The 19,759-nt window shown below is 35.5% G+C and carries 18 protein-coding genes, 1 tRNA gene and 6 pseudogenes; 8 read left to right on the top strand and 17 right to left on the bottom strand.

Features of this window, described 5'->3' with window-relative positions; translation table 11 throughout:
• The 3 genes from ACEL90_RS00920 to ACEL90_RS00910 are packed head-to-tail and all read left to right on the top strand — an operon-like array spanning nt 1 to nt 2,284.
• The gene (locus ACEL90_RS00920) at nt 1-708 is read left to right on the top strand and encodes a reverse transcriptase N-terminal domain-containing protein (protein WP_423348613.1); all 708 of its coding nucleotides are present in this window, start codon (nt 1-3) and stop codon (nt 706-708) included.
• Complete coding sequence (locus tag ACEL90_RS00915; RefSeq protein WP_423348612.1) at nt 636-1,547, top strand: group II intron maturase-specific domain-containing protein; 912 nt, start codon at nt 636-638, stop codon at nt 1,545-1,547. Before ACEL90_RS00920 ends, ACEL90_RS00915 begins: the two co-directional genes overlap by 73 nt.
• The gene (locus ACEL90_RS00910) at nt 1,544-2,284 is read left to right on the top strand and encodes an Rpn family recombination-promoting nuclease/putative transposase (protein ID WP_423349024.1); all 741 of its coding nucleotides are present in this window, start codon (nt 1,544-1,546) and stop codon (nt 2,282-2,284) included. The genes ACEL90_RS00915 and ACEL90_RS00910 overlap by 4 nt, the downstream gene beginning before the upstream one ends.
• Nucleotides 2,285-2,565: 281 nt before the next feature.
• Here the strand turns inward: ACEL90_RS00910 and ACEL90_RS00905 are convergent, their stop codons facing one another.
• The 8 genes from ACEL90_RS00905 to rpsD all read right to left on the bottom strand — a co-directional run bounded on the left by ACEL90_RS00905 (nt 2,566) and on the right by rpsD (nt 7,385).
• Entirely contained in the window at nt 2,566-3,681 is a 1,116-nt protein-coding gene (locus tag ACEL90_RS00905; protein ID WP_266407662.1) for an FtsW/RodA/SpoVE family cell cycle protein, read from the bottom strand.
• Nucleotides 3,678-4,394 (bottom strand): bifunctional demethylmenaquinone methyltransferase/2-methoxy-6-polyprenyl-1,4-benzoquinol methylase UbiE, encoded by a 717-nt coding sequence (gene ubiE, locus ACEL90_RS00900; protein WP_423349023.1) that lies wholly within the window; start codon nt 4,392-4,394, stop codon nt 3,678-3,680. Before ubiE ends, ACEL90_RS00905 begins: the two co-directional genes overlap by 4 nt.
• Nucleotides 4,395-4,447: 53 nt before the next feature.
• Complete coding sequence (gene lipA / locus ACEL90_RS00895) at nt 4,448-5,311, bottom strand: lipoyl synthase (protein ID WP_423349022.1); 864 nt, start codon at nt 5,309-5,311, stop codon at nt 4,448-4,450.
• Nucleotides 5,304-5,618 carry a 50S ribosomal protein L28 gene (gene rpmB, locus ACEL90_RS00890; protein WP_006279619.1) on the bottom strand — a complete coding sequence of 105 codons (315 nt, stop codon included), beginning with the start codon at nt 5,616-5,618 and terminating at the stop codon, nt 5,304-5,306. The genes lipA and rpmB overlap by 8 nt, the downstream gene beginning before the upstream one ends.
• A gap of 37 nt (nt 5,619-5,655) precedes the next feature.
• Nucleotides 5,656-5,997, bottom strand: a complete 342-nt coding sequence (locus ACEL90_RS00885; RefSeq protein WP_010082513.1) for a DUF721 domain-containing protein — start codon at nt 5,995-5,997, stop codon at nt 5,656-5,658.
• Between the two features lie 445 nt (nt 5,998-6,442).
• On the bottom strand, nt 6,443-6,643 hold the full coding sequence (iscX, locus tag ACEL90_RS00880; RefSeq protein WP_423349021.1) for a Fe-S cluster assembly protein IscX: 201 nt from the start codon (nt 6,641-6,643) through the stop codon (nt 6,443-6,445).
• Between the two features lie 30 nt (nt 6,644-6,673).
• Nucleotides 6,674-6,760: transfer RNA gene (locus tag ACEL90_RS00875), tRNA-Leu, on the bottom strand.
• A 10-nt stretch (nt 6,761-6,770) separates the two neighbouring features.
• Nucleotides 6,771-7,385 (bottom strand): 30S ribosomal protein S4, encoded by a 615-nt coding sequence (gene rpsD, locus ACEL90_RS00870; protein WP_010962555.1) that lies wholly within the window; start codon nt 7,383-7,385, stop codon nt 6,771-6,773.
• Nucleotides 7,386-7,498: 113 nt separating this feature from the next.
• On the opposite strand from rpsD, the gene tkt reads away from it, so the two are divergent.
• Both tkt and ACEL90_RS00860 read left to right on the top strand, forming a co-directional pair.
• A complete protein-coding gene (gene tkt, locus ACEL90_RS00865; RefSeq protein WP_423349020.1) occupies nt 7,499-9,541 on the top strand; it encodes a transketolase in 2,043 nt (680 codons plus the stop codon).
• Between the two features lie 85 nt (nt 9,542-9,626).
• Complete coding sequence (locus tag ACEL90_RS00860; protein WP_423349019.1) at nt 9,627-9,791, top strand: hypothetical protein; 165 nt, start codon at nt 9,627-9,629, stop codon at nt 9,789-9,791.
• A 350-nt stretch (nt 9,792-10,141) separates the two neighbouring features.
• Here ACEL90_RS00860 and ACEL90_RS00855 read toward each other — a convergent pair whose 3' ends face one another.
• The 6 genes and pseudogenes from ACEL90_RS00855 to ACEL90_RS00830 form a co-directional block, all read right to left on the bottom strand.
• A complete protein-coding gene (locus tag ACEL90_RS00855; RefSeq protein WP_266408820.1) occupies nt 10,142-10,264 on the bottom strand; it encodes a hypothetical protein in 123 nt (40 codons plus the stop codon).
• 226 nt (nt 10,265-10,490) lie between these two features.
• Nucleotides 10,491-11,330, bottom strand: coding sequence for an ankyrin repeat domain-containing protein (locus tag ACEL90_RS00850; RefSeq protein ID WP_423349018.1), 840 nt, complete (start codon nt 11,328-11,330; stop codon nt 10,491-10,493).
• A 69-nt stretch (nt 11,331-11,399) separates the two neighbouring features.
• Nucleotides 11,400-11,489: pseudogene (locus ACEL90_RS00845) on the bottom strand (hypothetical protein); the annotation flags it as partial.
• Nucleotides 11,490-11,523: 34 nt separating this feature from the next.
• Nucleotides 11,524-12,375, bottom strand: a complete 852-nt coding sequence (locus ACEL90_RS00840; protein ID WP_423349017.1) for an ankyrin repeat domain-containing protein — start codon at nt 12,373-12,375, stop codon at nt 11,524-11,526.
• Between the two features lie 77 nt (nt 12,376-12,452).
• Nucleotides 12,453-13,616 carry a multidrug effflux MFS transporter gene (locus tag ACEL90_RS00835; protein ID WP_423349271.1) on the bottom strand — a complete coding sequence of 388 codons (1,164 nt, stop codon included), beginning with the start codon at nt 13,614-13,616 and terminating at the stop codon, nt 12,453-12,455.
• A gap of 183 nt (nt 13,617-13,799) precedes the next feature.
• A complete protein-coding gene (locus tag ACEL90_RS00830; RefSeq protein WP_423349016.1) occupies nt 13,800-14,666 on the bottom strand; it encodes a hypothetical protein in 867 nt (288 codons plus the stop codon).
• A 206-nt stretch (nt 14,667-14,872) separates the two neighbouring features.
• On the opposite strand from ACEL90_RS00830, the pseudogene ACEL90_RS00825 reads away from it, so the two are divergent.
• Both ACEL90_RS00825 and ACEL90_RS00820 read left to right on the top strand, forming a co-directional pair.
• A pseudogene (locus ACEL90_RS00825) lies at nt 14,873-16,166 on the top strand (IS4 family transposase).
• A 10-nt stretch (nt 16,167-16,176) separates the two neighbouring features.
• On the top strand, nt 16,177-16,299 hold the full coding sequence (locus ACEL90_RS00820; protein ID WP_423348809.1) for a hypothetical protein: 123 nt from the start codon (nt 16,177-16,179) through the stop codon (nt 16,297-16,299).
• Nucleotides 16,300-16,530: 231 nt separating this feature from the next.
• Here ACEL90_RS00820 and ACEL90_RS00815 read toward each other — a convergent pair.
• Nucleotides 16,531-17,135 (bottom strand): annotated as a pseudogene (locus tag ACEL90_RS00815) (transposase); the annotation flags it as partial.
• Between the two features lie 62 nt (nt 17,136-17,197).
• On the opposite strand from ACEL90_RS00815, the pseudogene ACEL90_RS00810 reads away from it, so the two are divergent.
• Nucleotides 17,198-17,841, top strand: a pseudogene (locus ACEL90_RS00810) (IS630 family transposase); the annotation flags it as partial.
• A gap of 11 nt (nt 17,842-17,852) precedes the next feature.
• On the opposite strand, the pseudogene ACEL90_RS00805 reads toward ACEL90_RS00810, so the two are convergent.
• Both ACEL90_RS00805 and ACEL90_RS00800 read right to left on the bottom strand, forming a co-directional pair.
• Nucleotides 17,853-19,146: pseudogene (locus ACEL90_RS00805) on the bottom strand (IS4 family transposase).
• A gap of 208 nt (nt 19,147-19,354) precedes the next feature.
• Nucleotides 19,355-19,600 (bottom strand): annotated as a pseudogene (locus ACEL90_RS00800) (PD-(D/E)XK nuclease family transposase); the annotation flags it as partial.
• Nucleotides 19,601-19,759 lie beyond the last annotated feature (159 nt).

The raw sequence follows: 19,759 nt of genomic DNA, 5'->3' as shown, positions 1-19,759 counted from the left end.
ATGATTACAAGTAAACCTGTAAGTGCATCTACCGAAAGCTTTGAAGCATGGAAGCAGTTGCCATGGAAGAAATGCCAGAAAGTTATTGTGAGGCTACAAAGACGTATTGTTAAGGCTGTCCAAGAAGGAAGATGGGGTAAGGTAAAAACTTTACAACATCTTCTCACACGCTCTTTTAGCGGAAAAGCTTTGGCTGTTAAGAGAGTAACTGAAAACCAAGGAAAAAACACAGCGGGTGTAGATCGTCAACTATGGTCAACTTGCAATGCTAAATTTCAAGGAATAAAGCAGTTAAAGCAAAGAGGATATAAACCTTCTCCGCTAAAACGGATTTATATCAGTAAATCTAATGGCAAAAGAAGACCTCTTGGAATACCATCGATAAAAGATAGAGCCATGCAAGCATTATATCTGTTTGCTCTGGAACCGATAGCTGAAACAATCAGTGATCGTCACTCCTATGGCTTTAGGCCTAAAAGATCCTGTGCAGATGCTACAGTAGCTTGTCATTTGTTACTGGCAAGTCGTAATCAACTACAATGGATACTTGAAGGTGATATCAAAGGATGCTTTGACAACATTAATCATGAATGGCTTATGAAGCATATTCCTATGGAGAAGAAAATTCTGCATAGTTGGTTAAAAGCTGGCTTCCTAGAATCGAAACTCTGTATCCCACAACTGCAGGTACCCCGCAAGGTGGTATAATTTCTCCAATACTAGCCAATTTAGCCTTAAACGGACTTGAAAAGTTATTGGAAAGTCGATTTGGTAAACTCGGCAGTAGAAGAAGAAACAAAATCAGAAGTGGAGTGAACGTAATCAGATACGCAGACGACTTTATTATTTCAGGTTTCACACATGAAGTACTGGAAAATGAAGTTAAGCCTTTAGTATCATCTTTTCTTCATGAGCGAGGTTTAATTCTTTCAGAAGAAAAGACAAAGATTACATCTATCACAACAGGGTTTGACTTTCTTGGTTGTAATGTACGTAGATATAATAAGAAGTTAATTATTAAACCTTCGAAAGAAAGTATTAAAAGACTTCTTAATAAAGCACGTACATTGATAAAAGCAAATATAGCGAACACTCAGGCTATAGTAATTAAGTCACTCAACTCTCTACTGAGAGGATGGGGAAATTACTATCACCATGTGTGTGCTAAAAAAGCGTTTAGAAAGGTCGACAATGAAATTTGGCATAGTTTATGGAAATGGGCAAAGAAAAGACATCCTCGTAAAGGATTACGTTGGATAAAGAATCGTTACTTCAAAGTAATGGGTCAACGCCGATGGGTCTTTGCTGCACCCATATGCAAGAACAAACCAAAAGAGATACGGTATTTAAGACTGCTTAAGCTGATTGATATACCTATCAGACGACATGTTAAAATCAGAGCGGATGCAAATCCCCTTGACTTAAAATGGAAAAAGTATTTTGATGAGAGAGTGAAACGAACAAGAATGTTAGCAAGCTCTTTCTCAAGAGAAGGTTCTCTACTGTTGGTGTCACCATTAAGAATGATGTTTCCTGAGGAATCATGAAGGACAAGCCGGTTCTAGAAAAGAAGAACTTAGATAAGGGGCTCAAGCGTAGTGTGGGGAAACCTGCACGCTGCGTTTCTAAGGGAGGGGGTAGTAGTAATACTGCTCCCTTACCTGACCAGTTTACTAAGACTAAAGGCTTCGAAAAACGTGCTCAATATTATGCTGCCAAAGCCTACTCAAGTCAAGCTGATCAAGGTGATGATTATCATAACCTCAAAGAAATTATCTTTATTGCTGTTGCTGATTGTATTATTTTTCCAGATAAGGCTGAGTACAAATCTAATCATGTCATCTTAGATCAAAATAGCTTTGAACATGACTTAAAGGATTTTTACTTTGTATTCATAGAACTACCTAAATTTACAAAGACAAAAGAAGACCAATTGGAGAGTATAGTTGAAAAATGGTGTTACTTTTTTCGATATGCAGCAGAAACAAACGAAGAAGACTTAAGGAAAATAGCAGAAAAAGCACCAATAATAAAGTTAGCCTACGATGAATTAGACAGGTTTAGCTGGAATGAAAAAGATTTAGTAGCTTACGAAGAAAGAATAATGGATCTACGCAAAGAAGAAGCCATTCTTGAATACAGACTTGACCTTGCTAAAGAGGAAGGTAGAAAAGAGAGGGAAATTGAAGTCGCAAAGAATCTACTTAAAGCAGGTGTTTCTTTTAATATTATAGCTCAAACTACTGGTCTTTCTATGAGTGAGATCAAAGAATTGCAGAATTAAGTGTGAATGGTTACGAAAAATATAAGTTTTTGCGATAAATGACATAGTGATGTATTTGTTGTTCAGCATGTCAGTGGAATATTTTCTGGTATCTGTTCAGATGCATGGCTAATGCTGAAACAAAAATTCCAGTGCTCCTTTTTTTGTCATCCCAGTGTCAGCTACTTGCATGACACCCATTTGTTCCTATAGTTGCTTTTCTCGTCTACCTTATTTTGCCACTCATCTGAACAGATACCCATTTTGGAGGGATACCAATAATAGTTGTGAGCGGTACAAGTTTAGTCCATATACCTTCCAAGCATAACACGCTCACGAAACTTTAATGCGATAGCTTGGTTTCTACTGAAAGACAGCATTATGCCAAGTGCGATGCTCGAAGATAAAAGAGAAGAACCACCATAGCTAAGTAACGGCAGGGTTATGCCGGTGGTAGGAAAAACACTCAATGTTACCCCTATGTTTATTATGAATTGTGTGATGAATTGCATTGAGATACCGAGAATCACTAACAGATTAAATAATTCATTTTCCCTATATGCAACGTAAAGCAAGCGGGCGGAAATGATGCCAAATAACATCAATGTGGCTAAGCACGTAATCAAACCAAATTCTTCTGCTAAAACAGAAAACACAAAATCTGTATGGCAATCAGGAAGAGAGGCTTTTATGCTACCTTCACCAGGTCCAACCCCAGTTAATTGACCTCTTTTGAATGCTTCTAATGATTTTGTGACTTGAAAGTTATCGCGCTGCGTAAAAAAGACAAAATTGTAAATCCTTTGCTTTATATGTGGGAGGCATAAGTAAGCTATTGTAGTTCCAGTTGTGGCCATTCCTATTATGCATAGAAAGTATAAAAATGGTATACATGCAATAAACATTTGACCAATAAAAGAATATGTTAAAAGCATAGACATACTGAAATCAGGTTGCAAAAGTAACAACACAAAAACTAACAGAAATATTATGATTGATATGTGTATTTTAAACTTCATTTCGCTGGCCAAGATACTAGCTATAACAACAGAAAAAAATGGCCTTACGAACTCAGATGGTTGAACTGAAATTTTGACAATATGTAACCATCGTTTCGCACCTTTTACCTCTATACCAAGTATTATCGCAGTTGCTACTAGAATAGTAAATAAAGCGAAACCTGCGAATGAGAGGTTAAGTATAGTTCTTGTGTTGAGAAAAGAAAATGTCACCAAGGTAATTAGTGACAGGACTATATAAATTGTGTGACGCCGTATAAAATAATCTTGTGGTAAAGAAAGACGCTGCGCAATTACAGGGCTTGCTGAATAAACAAGAATGAAGCTTATAGTGAGCAAAAAAAACACTGGAAGGATGAGATAATAATCTAGGGTTCTATACCAGAGTTTAATATTCATTTTGTTCCAATGTGTAATGCCACTATTCCATAGCTCATATTATGAAACTCAACATTCTTAAAGCCTACCTCTTCAATTTCCATTTTAAAATCAGCCTGAGTTGGAAATTCTCTGATGCTCTTCACTAAATATTCATAAGAACTCTTGTCTTTAGCAACTATGCTGCCAATTTTAGGAATTACTTTAAATGAATATAAGTCATAAAGTTTGGTAAATATCTCATTTTGATAGTGCATAGGGGCAAATTCTAAGCAGATAAATTTTCCATGTGGTTTTAATACCCTGTGCGCCTCATTTAAAGCATTCTTACGGTCAGAAACATTTCGAATACCAAAAGCTATTGTGCAATAATCAAATTCGGAGTCTTCAAATGGTAAACTTTCTGCGTTCGCACATACCCAATCAAAATTAATTTGGTTTGAATTTATAGCTTTATCACGTCCTCTGCTTAGCATGTTTTGATTTATATCGCATACTGTAACCTTAGCACTTGGCTCTTTTCTTACTACTCTTATTGCTATATCTCCAGTTCCTCCAGCAACATCTAAAACCTTAGAGTTTTTTGTAAAATGCACACTATTTACCATCCTATCTTTCCATAATCTGTGCATTCCGAGGCTCATTATATCATTCATGGTGTCATAGCGATTTGCCACGGAATCGAATACCTCTTTAACTAATTGTGATTTCTTCTCGATTTTTATAGTAGACATTACGTAAAAACTCCTTTATAATTAGTAAAAATTAATTTGAATTAACACAAATGTCAACGACAGGCCTTGAGCCTGTTAAAATCTTCTTCAGCGTGGTATGATGACCGAGTTAGTGGGCTTGATGCAACCACTAGGAACCCTTTGGAGTAAGCGATATATTTATAATGCTCAAACTCTTCTGGGGTAACATATCTATCAAGTTTTGCATGTTTTGGAGTTGGTTGTAGATATTGACCAATTGTAATAAAATCAACCTCAGCACTGCGCAAATCGTTCATAACCTGAAATATTTCCTCTTTTGTTTCTCCAAGACCAACCATAAGCCCCGACTTTGTGAAAACTTTAGGATTAATCTGCTTTACCATCTTCAGCAAATATAGTGAATGAAAATAGCGAGCTCGTGGTCTTATTTTTGCATACAATCTCGGCACTGTTTCAATATTGTGGTTATAGACATCAGGTGATGCAACAGCGATTGCTTCAAATGCTCCTTTCTTATTTAAAAAATCAGGAGTTAAAATCTCTATTGTTGTTTCTGAAGTTATCTTTCTAATTTCTTCTATGCACTGTATAAACTGATTTGCGCCACCATCTGGCAAATCATCACGATCAACGGAAGTAATGACAATATGTTTTAAGTTTAACTTTTTTATCGCTTTTGCTAAATTTTCTGGCTCATGAGGGTCTAGTTTATCAGGAATGCCAGTTGCAACGTTGCAAAATGCACAAGCACGAGTGCAAACAGAACCAAGAATCATCACAGTAGCATGACGTTTATTCCAACATTCACCAATGTTTGGACATGCAGCCTCTTCGCACACTGTATGCAAGTTATGCAGTTTAACGATGTTTAAGGTTTCATTGAATACTTCACCGGTCGGAACTTTTGCTCTGAGCCATGGAGGCTTACTATGCATCTGAAACGGCTAACTCTACCTCTTGCTTTACTAAAACTTTTTTCAACCTTCTTTTTATCTTCTGCGCTTTCTCACTTAGTTTAATCGTTCTTGTGTTGAGCAAAAAAGCATCTAAATCACCTTTGTAATCTATAGTTCTCAAAGTTCTTGTTGCCACACGAAATCTAAACTTTTTATTCAATATATCACTTGTCAACGTAACCTTATGTAAATTTAAAAGAAAGGTACGCTTTGTTTTACGATTCGAATGTGATACCTTATTACCAAAAGATTTTTTTCTATTTGTTAATTCACAAACTCTACTCACTTCAATATACCAAATTATTCTACGTACTTAGATTACCTTATATAGTCAAATAGTCAATACTCTCTTGCTTAATTTTTATACCATATACTGCTTTATAACCAAAAAATATCGTAATTTTTTCTATTATAAGAGAAATCATATGCTGAATTTCCAATGCTTTGCTGCCATTTGTTACTACCAGATGCAACACACCCGAATTTATATTCTGTGCATATGAGATCTTTTTCGGTTTTGTACACTCTGCTATTTCTTTCCCTACTATATTTCGCCAGTTTAAAATAAGACGTATTTCATTTTTACTAATCTTATTTTTCATGCATTTTAATGCATAGTTTTCAATTATAGACTTTAATTTTTTTGGACCGCTACGTTTGAGCATTTTTCTGTTTTTTTAGTAGGTAGATAATATAAAAGTATACATATAACTTGAGATTTTGTCATTACTGCTACATGTTTGTGAGATACCGTGACGGTATGACCATAATCGTCACTCCGCAACGCATATTGCATAGTCGTCATTCCGCGGCGTGTTCGCGGAATCTAGCTCTGGTCACGCTACTTAGATGACAACCTTCTAACTGCTTTACAAAGGCTCTACCCTCTGGCCTCACACCTAAAAGCAGTATTTTTATGCAAAACTTATCTCAACGTAGCACTTGTCAAGATCGTTCCATTCAAAAATTTTTGTTTTGCCTCATAATTAACCTTATAGCTGTTTTAATTGCAATTGGTTAAATTATTATTAACTTGCCAGGCTAGATCCAAAAAATAGCATAATCAATATGCAAATTGTAATAGAAATCACGTTTGCGTATGGTTTATTGCTATGCGGTTAATCTTTCCTCAATCCAAGCTGCTTGAATAGCTTCGAGTATTTTTTCGTTACAGCATTTTTCATCATCATCAAATTCCTCTAAACTCAAGACCTTTTTTTTAAGCTCAGTGAATCTGATACTAATTATATTCTCATTTGGAAATTTTTCCTCCAGAGCTTCCACAATATTTTCTATATCAAGCCATTTCATACTTTTTTGTATTTATCTGCTAAGTTAAATTGGTGCCCATGGGGAGACTTGAACTCCCAAGGTCGCAAAACCCACGGATTTTAAGTCCGCTGCGTCTACCGATTCCGCCACACGGGCTTTTTTTTATCTATCTAGAGTAAAACTCTACTACTAAATTGACTTCCATGTCTGCTGAATAAGGAACTTCAGAATATTGAGGCGACCTCAAATACTTCACTGAATGCTCTTTACTATCTGCTTCTAAATAATCCGGAGCCTTGCGCTCTTGTTTTTGTTCAGCCTCTACTACTACAGGGATTTTTGCTGCCCTCTCTCTTATTTTTATTATATCACCCGGCTTCACTCGATAACTCGATATGTTAACCACCTTATCATTAACTGTAACGTGCTTGTGAGATATGAGCTGCTTTGCTGAGTAAATTGTTGGAACAAGACCAGAGTGGTATAAAACAGAACTTAATCTCGATTCTAAGATACCGATAAAATTATCAGCCGTATAACCCTTTCTGTTATAAGCATCTAAAAATGTACGTCTGAGCTGCTTACTTGAAATCGCATAGTAAAACTTAAATTTCTTATGCGCAGCAAACTGCTTACCAAAGTCGGATAACTTCTTGAATCCAAGAATACCATGTTGACCTGGAGGGTATTTCCTCTTGTTTACTGGGTCTTTAGCTCTACCCCATAAATTTACACCAAGTCTACGGCTAATCCTATATTTTCTAGTGATAACAGTTGTCATATAAAAACTCTCACGATTTAACTTTAGATTATTAAGGATTTTAGCACTCAGTGTCAACTTGTTTTTGCTGATATAATCTTTTATACTTCATTTTTAAGTTTTTCTATTAACACATGAATCATTCACATTTAAAATCTATGGCAAACGCCATCCGTTTTTTATCAATTGATGCAGTACAAAAAGCAAACTCTGGACACCCAGGTATGCCACTTGGCATGGCAGATGTTGCAACTGTTTTGTTTGCTAAATATCTGAATCATAATCCTGATGATTCTAAATGGTTCAATAGAGATCGCTTTGTTTTATCAAACGGTCATGGGTCAATGTTACTATACTCAATATTATATTTGACAGGTTATATTAGCATAGATGAGCTAAAAAACTTCAGGCAAATGGAATCCAAGACCCCAGGTCATCCAGAGTTCGGCTTGACTTCCGGGGTAGAGGCAACAACAGGCCCGCTCGGTCAGGGGTTTGCCGCTGCTGTTGGCATGGCACTTGCTGAATCGATACTTGAAAAGCAGTTTAGAATCAATCACTACACTTATGTGATGCTAGGGGATGGCTGTCTTATGGAAGGAATAAGCCATGAAGCAGCATCACTTGCTGGGCATCTTAAATTGAATAAGCTTATAGCTCTTTTTGATGATAATGATATTTCTATAGATGGCGCTACTTGCCTTTCCTGTTCTGACGATGTAGAGAAACGCTTCTTAGCGTATGGATGGAATGTTGACAAAATTGATGGCCATGATTTTGATGCCATATCCCTTGCAATAGAGCAAGCAAAAAAGTCTGATAAACCTACAATGATCTGCTGCAAAACTATTATCGGAAAATTTTCAAGCCGTGCTGGCACATCCTCTGCTCACAGTGGTGCTTTTTCGGAGGAAGACATAAAACAGATGAGAGAGAAATTAAACTGGAATTATGAACCATTCCATGTACCAGAAGATGTGAAAAATGCCTGGAAGAAAACTGTTGAGAGAGCAAAACAAAACTACACGATGTCATTCCAGCGCGTGACCAGGAAAGAAGAAAAAGAATGGATCCCAGTGTCAAGCACTGGGATGACAAGAGAGAGTACTGGGATGACAGGGTATCATGCAGAACTTCAAAGACGGTTAAATAAACATCTACCAGATAATATCGCTGGTGTTTTAGCTGACCTGAAGAAACAAATATGTGAGCTAATGCCAAACGAAGCTACTCGATCTTCTTTCGGCAGAGTAATGGAACTTTTAACTGAGTCTATGCCGGAATTAATCGGCGGTTCTGCTGATCTTACTGGGTCAAATTGCACTAAATATAAGCACATGCAGGTAATAAATAGCAATAATTATAGTGGCTCTTATGTCCACTATGGAGTGAGAGAGCACGCTATGGCAGCTTGTATGAATGGTATGGCACTTCACGGCGCGATTCTTCCTTATGGCGGCACTTTTTTGGTATTTTCCGACTATTGTCGTCCTGCTATACGTCTTTCAGCTCTGATGAAGCAGCAGGTTATGTATGTCATGACTCACGACTCAATTGGAGTGGGAGAAGATGGCCCAACTCATCAGCCAATAGAGCATTTAGCCTCTTTGCGTGCTATACCAAATCTATATGTTTTTAGGCCAGCCGATGCAGTTGAAACTCTGGAGTGTGTTAGCATTGCACTCGAAAAGAAAGAATCTCCAGCACTGTTTGCGCTCTCAAGGCAAAACGTAAGTTACATGCGCAAGTTCTACTCTGATATCGATCAATCTGCTAATTTATCGAAGTTTGGTGCATATATTTTGTGTGAATGTTCAAAAGAATTAAAAGTGACGATATTTGCTACGGGGTCCGAGATTGAAATTGCAGTTGAAGCAAGGGAGAAATTGCAGGAAAAGGGTATAGGTACAAGGATTGTTTCTATGCCATGCTGGAGGCTTTTTGATGAGCAAAGCGATGAATATAAAGCGGCAATATTAAATAATGACAGCATTAAAGTTGCAATTGAAGCCGGAAGTGAAATGGGTTGGCATAAATACATAGGTTCAAACGGTATATTTATTGGCATGAAAAGCTTCGGAGAATCAGCACCTTATAAAACACTTTATGAGCATTTTAATATCAACGCTGATCATGTGGTAAAATGTGTGTGTGAGAAGTTAGGTTGCATTCAGTAAACCTCTTGCATAACCATATGAAAGCCCACTCTTCTTTGTCATTCCAGCGCGTGACGTTATTTCCATCCAAGATGGTGTCATTCCAGTGCTCTTTTTTTTGTCATCCCAGTGCTTGACACTGGGATCCAGTTTTCTTTACAAATTCACCAAAAGTGTTTCATTCTATAACGCAAAACCCATACTCACCAAACCCAATGCATTACTTGCAATTAAGTTTCCTGGATCCCAGTGGGCTTTGTTGCATCGCTAGCTATGATGGATTAAAGATAAAAAAGATAGGGAATATCAGTAGCTTATTATTCTGGTATTTATAACAAGAACGGTCAATGAATACCTAAATTTGAGTAAAAGAAATTTCACTACCATTTACCAATCCGGCTAAAATTCAAGAATTTCAATGCTTTAGCTATTTTCAATAGAATTAAATTTATTAATATAAATAACAAATTACTATTCTTAAATTTGATCAGATTGATTGCAAAAAAAACAAGATTTTCAATAGGTTGCTTATAATCCTAACTATAGTTAGCCTTTCATAAGTAGCGATGCAACAAAGCCATCCCAGACTGGGATGACACCTTTTCCGGTAGAAGATCACTATCAAATCACATTGCTCTGGTCATTATGATCACCATTATTTTGTTCAACTGATTGATCGACCCCAGGTGAAGAAGAATCATCATAAGGTTGTGTGTCAGACTTTTCTTCGTCAGACCCAAACAACCATGAAAAAAACCACCAAAAAATGATGCAATTAATGAAAAAGGCTTCATAAGTATACTAAACAAACTACCAAAAAAAGAGCTCGGCTGTTCTTCTGTTTGTGCAGGTTCTGTGGAAGCAACAGGACCTACATCGTTGTCTTGTACATCAGTTCCTTGTTCTGCACTGGTGGTGCTGGTTTGTCCTCCCTTATTTTGTGTAGATCCCGTAGGTTGACTACCGTTGCTTACACCAGTTCCTTGTTCTGCACTGGTGGTGCTGGTTTTTCCCCTTCTTTGCTATTACCTGATTGTAGTTCAGTATCATCACCTACTCGTTTTTCTTCCTCTTGACCCCCTTCACTATCTGTCGATGATCCACCCGCTGAACCATCATCAGATTTTTCTGCTGGTTGCAATAGAGTTTTTATTCCTTCATCAGTGGCTAATTTGAAAGGAGTATTTCCATCTTCATTTTCTATATTAACATCCGCTCCTTTTTCTATTAAGAATTTTACTGTTTCCGCAGAGGCGTTTGCTGGACGATATGCATAACCCATAAACATTTTATTTTTTGTAGTAAAATGTAAAGGAGTCCATAGATCGTTATCTTGTATATTAACATTCGCTCCTTTTTCTAATAAAAGTTCTGCTATATCCGTATAACCTTCTCTAGCAGCCCAATGCAAAAGAGTATGTCCATATGAATCTACTGCATCAGCATTTGCTCCCTTGTTTAATAAAGCTTTAACTATATCTTTATGGCTACTATTGTAATTATATTCCATCATACTCTGAAGAAGTGATTCCATTACTGTATCAACCTTTGCTCCATTATTTAATAAAACTTCAGTTGCATCTTTATGACCATAGAAAGCAGCTTCAAATAAAGGAACCCTTCCATCTTTATCTGCTATATTAACATCTGCCCTTGTTTGTATTAGAGCTCTTACTATTTCTACATTGCCCTTTCTAGCAGCAAAATGTAAAAGAGTTTTTCCATCGTTGTCTATTGAATTAACGTTTACTTTTTTACTTAATAGACTTTGAACTTCCTCATAATTATCACTTTTAACGGCTGAATACAAAGCTTCGATGTCCTTTTGCGTTTCTTCTAGAATTTTTACTATATGTTTCCCGCCTTGTTGAGAGGCAAGATTTAAAGGAGTGCTGCTAGTATTATCTAGTGGAATAACATAAATTCCTTTTGCTTCTAATAGAACTGTTACTATTTGCTGATCGTCAGTTTTAGCGGCTTCATGTAAAGCAGTCCTTCCATTTTTATCTGCTTATATTAACATTGATCCCTTTTGCTTCTAATAGAGCTTCTATTATACTTGTATCGAGTGGTTGCGTTTTGTTGGCTTTGTCAACAGCAACATGTAAAAGAGCGCGTCCATTTTCAGACTGTGCATTAACATCTGCTTTGTTATCAATTAAAAGCGAGACCATATCTTTGTCTCCTTTGACAATAGCATGCCGTAAAGGAGTAAATCGGTTTCCATCTAATGCATTAACATCTGCTCCTTCGCTTATTAGACGCTTTACTTCATTAATATTATCTCCTTTAATAGCCTCAAATAAATCAGCATTTTGTGAAACTTGGCTTTCTTCTTCATCATCTTGCAATACTGGATTAACATCATCAGTTTTTTCTGCGTTTTGCAATAGAGTTTTTATTTCTTCTGCCTTAGCTAAATTTAAGGGAGTTTTTTCATTTTTATCTTTTATATTAACATCTGCCCCTTTATCCAATAGAGCTTGCACCACCTGCTGATAACCACTTTCAGCAGCAAAGTGTAAAGGAGTCTTTCCATCTTTATCTTGTGCATTAACATCGATCCCTTTTACTTTCAGTAGGGCATCTACTGCATCTTTACGGCCATGTGCAATAGCCCAATGTAAAGGAGTCTTTTTATCTTGACCTACTGCATTAACATCTGCCCCATTATCCAATAGATCTTTTACTATCTCTGCATCGCCATTCGTAGCAGCATAATGTAAAGGAGTGTTGTTATATTCATCTACTGCATTAACCTTAGCTCCTTCACTTATTAGACGCTTTACTTTATTAGTATTACCTTTTATAACAGCAGAAAACCAATCATTATTTATACTTTGTAAATCACTCATCCCATACCTCCTGTAAAACTATATTATTATGATAAAGTCATTAATAACCCATGAGCTCTGGATCACGCAAATAATGGTTATTCCCTGTGTTTTTCAGTACATTTGAGCTGGCTGTACATAAGAATTGCAATTGTAGAGCATGCTATTGTTAATAGTAAATTTGGTAAAATACCATAGCGAAAAAATTTTCCTACTATATATATTCCAATAGCCCCAAACATCATATTGCAGAATGAGAGGACTGCACTACCAAGCCCTATACCTTTGATCGTTTCTAAAGTAGAAGTTACGTTATTGCTTATTATTAATGCAAGTCCGATATTGGCTGGAATCCAAGCAGTTTGAAGAATGAATATATTCAACTTGTCCGCGAAATAAAAATATACCAATAAACTATCGGATATTATCGGTAACACCAAACCTATTATTAGCATTTTGCTAACCCCTACTTTTGGTACATACCTTCTATTAATTAAAGTTCCAATTATGTAAAATATGACTATGATCGATATGAGGTAGCCAAAATACTGTACTTCAATGCCCATCGATTCAAATATGAACGGGTAGTTAGCAATGTATGCCCAAAGCCACATGAAAGTTAATCCATGAATGGCTGAAAACCCAAGGAAACGATAATTTCTAAATATTGATATATATTGCTTGAAGATATTAGTAGTTATGTTAGTTATACTGGTTTCATTTTTATTTACAGTGAGTGTTTCTTGTAACTTAAAGTAGATAAAAATAAGTATAGCAATTGCTGCAAGTGATATAATAAAAAACAAAAATTTCCAATGATACCCATGTGAAATTATATAACTGCCCACCACTGGAGCTATTCCAGGTGAGAGTGCCACAACCATATTTAATTTTGAAATGACTCTCGAGTATTCACTACCCGAGTACATATCCCTTATTGCTGCATACCCAACAACACCTGCAACACCAGCCCCTGTTCCTTGTATGAAGCGAATTAGTATCAAGAGCGCAATGCTGTCGGCTATATAACACATGACACTTGCCAAAGTAAAAATTGTCATACCAATCAGCATCATTGGACGCCTACCATAATGGTCCGATAATGGACCATAAATTAATCCAGACACCGCAAATCCAACTAGATTCAAGCTAATTGTAAGCTGCACTACACTGCCTTCTACTTTAAAATAATTGGCAATGCTTGGTAGTGCAACTGAGTATAGGTCAGTTGCCATATCGACAATTGCTACAGACAATATCATAATAAGAGAGATGATATTTTGCGAAAGAGCTGTTTTCACTTAATGATTTATTGGTAAATATACTTAATTATAATGTATTTTTTTCATTAGTATAAGTACAATGTTACATAGTAAACGATGTCATTCGAGTAGCGGACACTGAAATCTTAAGCTAAAATCATGAAAAGCACGAATTTCAATATCTTACCTTTGATTATTCACTTTAAGCTTTAAATCTTCAACAGAAGATGCATTTGCCTCACTTACTACCTTTAGTGGTTCACCAAGATTATGCTCTATTTTTATATTACGCTCAGGATCGTACTCTATTCTTGTATCAAACTCAAAGCCCAATTTCTCACAAAGTTTTTTAAAATACTCAATAAGCTTATTTATAATATAAGTAAGCTTATCAAACGAACCGTCATCACCAGCTTTATAGTCCTCTAACTCTTTAGGAATGGTAAGAAGTACTTTACCATCTTCATATGTTACATTTTTATCTTCACATTTCAGTTTAAACTCCGCTGAACTGCAAAAACCTGGTGTTTCGATATATGTACAATCATCATAGTTAAGCATTTTTGTATATTTCATGCTAAAACTAAGCTTTATACAATTGGGTTCACGACAATCCATAATATACTCTCTTGTCATACAGTTGCCTTGCGTTAACAAATGAAAAGATCCAAGAGCTTGATTCATATCATCAGGAAGAAAATGAGTATATCCGCCCTGATAATAGTTATTTATTAACTCCTCAATAATAGAGTTATTGGGAATTGTTGCACCAACGTGTTTAAACATTTCTGTAAAAATTTGTCTGAGAAATGGACGATAATTCCCTTTTCCGTTTTCATCCCGTAGAATTAGATTTTTATGGTTTGAATACAGATTGTTAATAAATTCGTTAGTTATTTTTTGTCCGTTAATAGCAAGGTCGTGTGTTCTATTAAGATCCTTATATGTTCCCTCACCAGAAATTACTCCGTCCCAAGTGTTAGCTTTGAAATCAGCATATTTGAGCTTCTTCACTTCAGCTTTCAACGCATTGACCATTTCCTTTGACATGTTATACCTCTACCATTAATACCTGTATATTAATTCTAGCACTTACTTTATTAAATTTCAATTACTAAATGAATTTATCACTTTCACTTCCGTATTTTCCAGCGAGTCACCGTAAGCATACGCGTCAAGTTAAGGAAATAAAGGTATGAAAGAGATAGAATAATAAGGTATAAGTTCTCCCAGATATACTTTTAGTGAGAGAACCAATGAATAAAATAACTTGCTTATCAAAAAAGCTCAAAGAATTTTTTAATGAAAAAGCAGAGAAAATCTCAATTACAACAAGGTTTATAAAAAGAAAGAGAAAGCTAAAAGGTTCATCATTCGTAAAAGCCATGGTCTTGGGTAATATAGGAGTTGATAATTGTAGCGTAGAAACAATGTTTCAATTACTAAACGAGGACTCGATAGATATAACAAAACAAGTTTAGATTTACTGAAGAAGCAGTGGAATTTATGAAAAGGATGTATAATGAATCTGTGATTCTCTTTAAAAATATCTTGCAAGTTGGTTGCAAAATCTTACAGCAATTTAATAGTGTTAAATTATTGGACAGTAGCTATACCTAACAGTATGGAAGAGATGTATAAAGGTTATGGTACTAGCTACAGTGGCTATGAAAGCAATACTAAGTCTGGAATAAAGTTACAATTAGTTTTCGACTACATGAATCAGATAATAGACCAACTTAATTTAACGGAGGGGGTAAGATCAGACCAGGGATATAGGAAACATTTAAGTAATATATTAAGCAATGATTTGCTAATATCTGATCTCGGTTATTTTGTGCCAAGTTCTTTTAAACAAATCAATGAAATAGGAGCTTATTTCATAAGTCGTTGATACCGACATATATGATGTAGAAACAAATCAAAAAATGGAGTTATTAGAATGTTTAGAGGATAAGTTATTTTTAGAAAACGAGGTATTGTTAGGAAAAGAAGCAAAAATTAGAGTAAGAATTATATGTCAGAAACTAACTGAATATGGCCAGAAGAAGGAAAGCTAATAGATTAGCAAGATCGCAGGGATATACATCCTCTAAAAGAAATCAAAAATTGTTGAACTGGTCAATATTTATAACTAATGTTCCAGAAAATAAAATTAGTGCTGAGCAAGTATTAACGATTTACAGAGTAAGGTGGCAAATTGAGTTATTATTTAAATTGTATAAAAGCCATACCAGGCTTGATAAGCTAAAAGGAAAGCCATGCAGAGTATTATGTGAACTATATGCTAAATTGTGCGCAATTCTTATATTTCACGGCATAGTTGGTTGCACAGAAGTGAAAAAGAATACAGAACTTAGCTTAACAAAGGCATTTATTGAGCTAAAAAGGCGGGTTAGAGAGTTATTTTTAGTATTAACCAAAATTAATAGTTTAAAAGCATTTCTTAAAAAACTCACTATAACTTGGTCGCGATTTTCATTAAAAGACAAACGTAGAAGGGCTAGAGTATCCACTTTAACCTCTCTAAATTTGCTCACAATCTCTTAACTTGACGCGTATGGTAAATGAAACAAAGTGGAATAAAACATTAGGTTTAGACAAAGATGGTGCTAAAGAGGTTAACACTTATTTAGGCTCACCTATTGTTGAACAAGCTGCTAAAGGAAAAGTACCAGACTAGACAGCTAAGTATAAAAGAGGTAGATTAAGTCTGCCTCTTTGTTTTTTTTGATTTTCAGTGTTACGCGCATAACTGCATGGATGTTGCGATTCTCAAGGCAACGTATCTGTTTAGATGCATGGCTAATGCTGAAACAAAAATTCCAGTGTTCCCTTTCTTGTCATCCCAGTGCTTGACACTGGGATGGCTTTGTTGCATCGCTCTTCGGATAGTAGGTAACGCACAATAAATTTATGAAGCTATCTCAAATTTAGCCATACCAATATCAGTGAATTTATTAAGCAAATAGCATTTGATTAGCAGTTCTTTTTCTCGATTTATCTCAGATTTATTCCTAAAACTAAATCCGAATGTTTGTTTCAGTCGCGAGAAAAAACTTTCTATATAAGATCTTTTTCCATAACTCATCTCTTTTTTCCACTTCTTTATACCATCTTCATCATATGACTTTATGAGCTTGACTGCAGAATTTCTCTCAGCCATACTTTGGATGCTCTGCTGCGTTGTTTTTCGGAGGAATTTTCGTTTTTATACCATATTGATTACACAGCTTATAGAGCTTTTCTCTGTCATATGCCCTATCTGCATATAGTACTTTTATGACATACTGAAAATCGACTTCTTTTAGCAAATCACAAGCTCCATAGTGATCAGCCATTACTGTATTTTACAGCTATGGCTTTTTTGCTGTTTGTATTCAACATTACATGCAATTTTCTTGTCTGTTCATAGCTGCGATACTTTCTATCTTCGCTATTTTCTTTGCTATGACCAGGAGTGTTGTTGTATATACTAATTCCTGTACTATCTATAGCAATTTCGATATCTTCCATATTATAGCTCTTTCCATAAAAGTCCGGTGTGACAGGATAAGGGTAGATGATGATAAGGAGGTTGAATGCCAGCAGCATATAGTTATGATTTAAGAAAAAAAGCAATGGAAGCGCTAGACGAAGGAGAAAGCAGAGAAACAGTGGCAGCAAGATTTAAGATTGGACGAACTACTTTATGGGAGTGGCAGCAAAGAAGAAAAGAAACAGGAGACTTTCAATCAAAAAAACTTGGAAATGGGGGTTACAATCACAAAATTACCGACTGGGATACCTTTGCCAAATTTGCCAGAGAACACGGAGGAAAGACTCTATCGGAAATGGCTAAACTTTGGAACAACGTTAGTATCCAAACGATCTATCGAGCCCTTAAAAAAATTGGATTTACGCGCAAAAAAAGACATATGGATACAAGGAAAGAAACGAAGAAAAACGTGCTGAATTTTTGAAAATTATAGCGACAAAAGAACCTAAAAACTTAGTGTATATAGATGAGTCTGGCATTGATAACACCGAAGACTACCACTACGGATATTGCCAGAAAGGACAGCGGTTTTATGCCTTAAAATCTGGAAAGAAAACTCAACGAATCAGTATGGTTGCAGCCTTAAGTGGAAGAAAGATAGTTGTTCCGTTAACCTTTGAAGGCCACTGTAATATGGATGTTTTTAATGGATGGTTTGAGCAATTTTTGACACCGATCCTGGAACCATACGCGTCAAGTTAAGAGATTGTGAGCAAATTTAGAGAGGTTAAAGTGGATACTCTAGCCCTTCTACGTTTGTCTTTTAATGAAAATCGCGACCAAGTTATAGTGAGTTTTTTAAGAAATGCTTTTAAACTATTAATTTTGGTTAATACTAAAAATAACTCTCTAACCCGCCTTTTTAGCTCAATAAATGCCTTTGTTAAGCTAAGTTCTGTATTCTTTTTCACTTCTGTGCAACCAACTATGCCGTGAAATATAAGAATTGCGCACAATTTAGCATATAGTTCACATAATACTCTGCATGGCTTTCCTTTTAGCTTATCAAGCCTGGTATGGCTTTTATACAATTTAAATAATAACTCAATTTGCCACCTTACTCTGTAAATCGTTAATACTTGCTCAGCACTAATTTTATTTTCTGGAACATTAGTTATAAATATTGACCAGTTCAACAATTTTTGATTTCTTTTAGAGGATGTATATCCCTGCGATCTTGCTAATCTATTAGCTTTCCTTCTTCTGGCCATATTCAGTTAGTTTCTGACATATAATTCTTACTCTAATTTTTGCTTCTTTTCCTAACAATACCTCGTTTTCTAAAAATAACTTATCCTCTAAACATTCTAATAACTCCATTTTTTGATTTGTTTCTACATCATATATGTTGGTATCAACGACTTATGAAATAAGCTCCTATTTCATTGATTTGTTTAAAAGAACTTGGCACAAAATAACCGAGATCAGATATTAGCAAATCATTGCTTAATATATTACTTAAATGTTTCCTATATCCCTGGTCTGATCTTACCCCCTCCGTTAAATTAAGTTGGTCTATTATCTGATTCATGTAGTCGAAAACTAATTGTAACTTTATTCCAGACTTAGTATTGCTTTCATAGCCACTGTAGCTAGTACCATAACCTTTATACATCTCTTCCATACTGTTAGGTATAGCTACTGTCCAATAATTTAACACTATTAAATTGCTGTAAGATTTTGCAACCAACTTGCAAGATATTTTTAAAGAGAATCACAGATTCATTATACATCCTTTTCATAAATTCCACTGCTTCTTCAGTAAATCTAAACTTGTTTTGTTATATCTATCGAGTCCTCGTTTAGTAATTGAAACATTGTTTCTACGCTACAATTATCAACTCCTATATTACCCAAGACCATGGCTTTTACGAATGATGAACCTTTTAGCTTTCTCTTTCTTTTTATAAACCTTGTTGTAATTGAGATTTTCTCTGCTTTTTCATTAAAAAATTCTTTGAGCTTTTTTGATAAGCAAGTTATTTTATTCATTGGTTCTCTCACTAAAAGTATATCTGGGAGAACTTATACCTTATTATTCTATCTCTTTCATACCTTTATTTCCTTAACTTGACGCGTATGGATGCGTAGACTCAGATGGCAAAACATCTGGTTTAATAAGTTTTAGAATCCTTTCAGTTTCTTTCTGGAGGAATTCCTCTCCTTTTAAACAATATGACCGAAGACTTTCAGGTCGCACCATTTCAATCACATACCTAGCCCCACTAGAGTCCCTGCAAAGAACATCAACTATACTTTGCTTATCAGAGGCAATTTCAGGATCCATTATAGTACTGAGGAATTCCACTTCTTGTATAGTATTTATCTCGGTAAACCCTAAAATATCATTCAAAAAATGTATGAGAATATTCTTATTTTTTTCAGTGCCAAATATTTTTTTGAAGGTCAAATCCAGCTTAGGGTCGAGAAACTTAGATAAAGCCATAGCCAAAGTGCTTAAAAATATTAATAATTATACACTATTATTAACAATTATTCAACCATATTTTTGAAGATAGCTATGCCGCCGCGAACCGTCATACCGCCGCGGTATCTCGGCATAGATTCCGCTAATTAGTAGCGGAATGACGATTGTGTATCGTGT

The sequence above is a fragment of the Wolbachia sp. wLmal genome (genome assembly GCF_049435495.1).
GTDB lineage: Bacteria > Pseudomonadota > Alphaproteobacteria > Rickettsiales > Anaplasmataceae > Wolbachia > Wolbachia pipientis.
The sequence above is the reverse complement of the archived record's forward strand: the minus strand, read 5'-3'. Positions and strand labels throughout refer to the sequence as shown.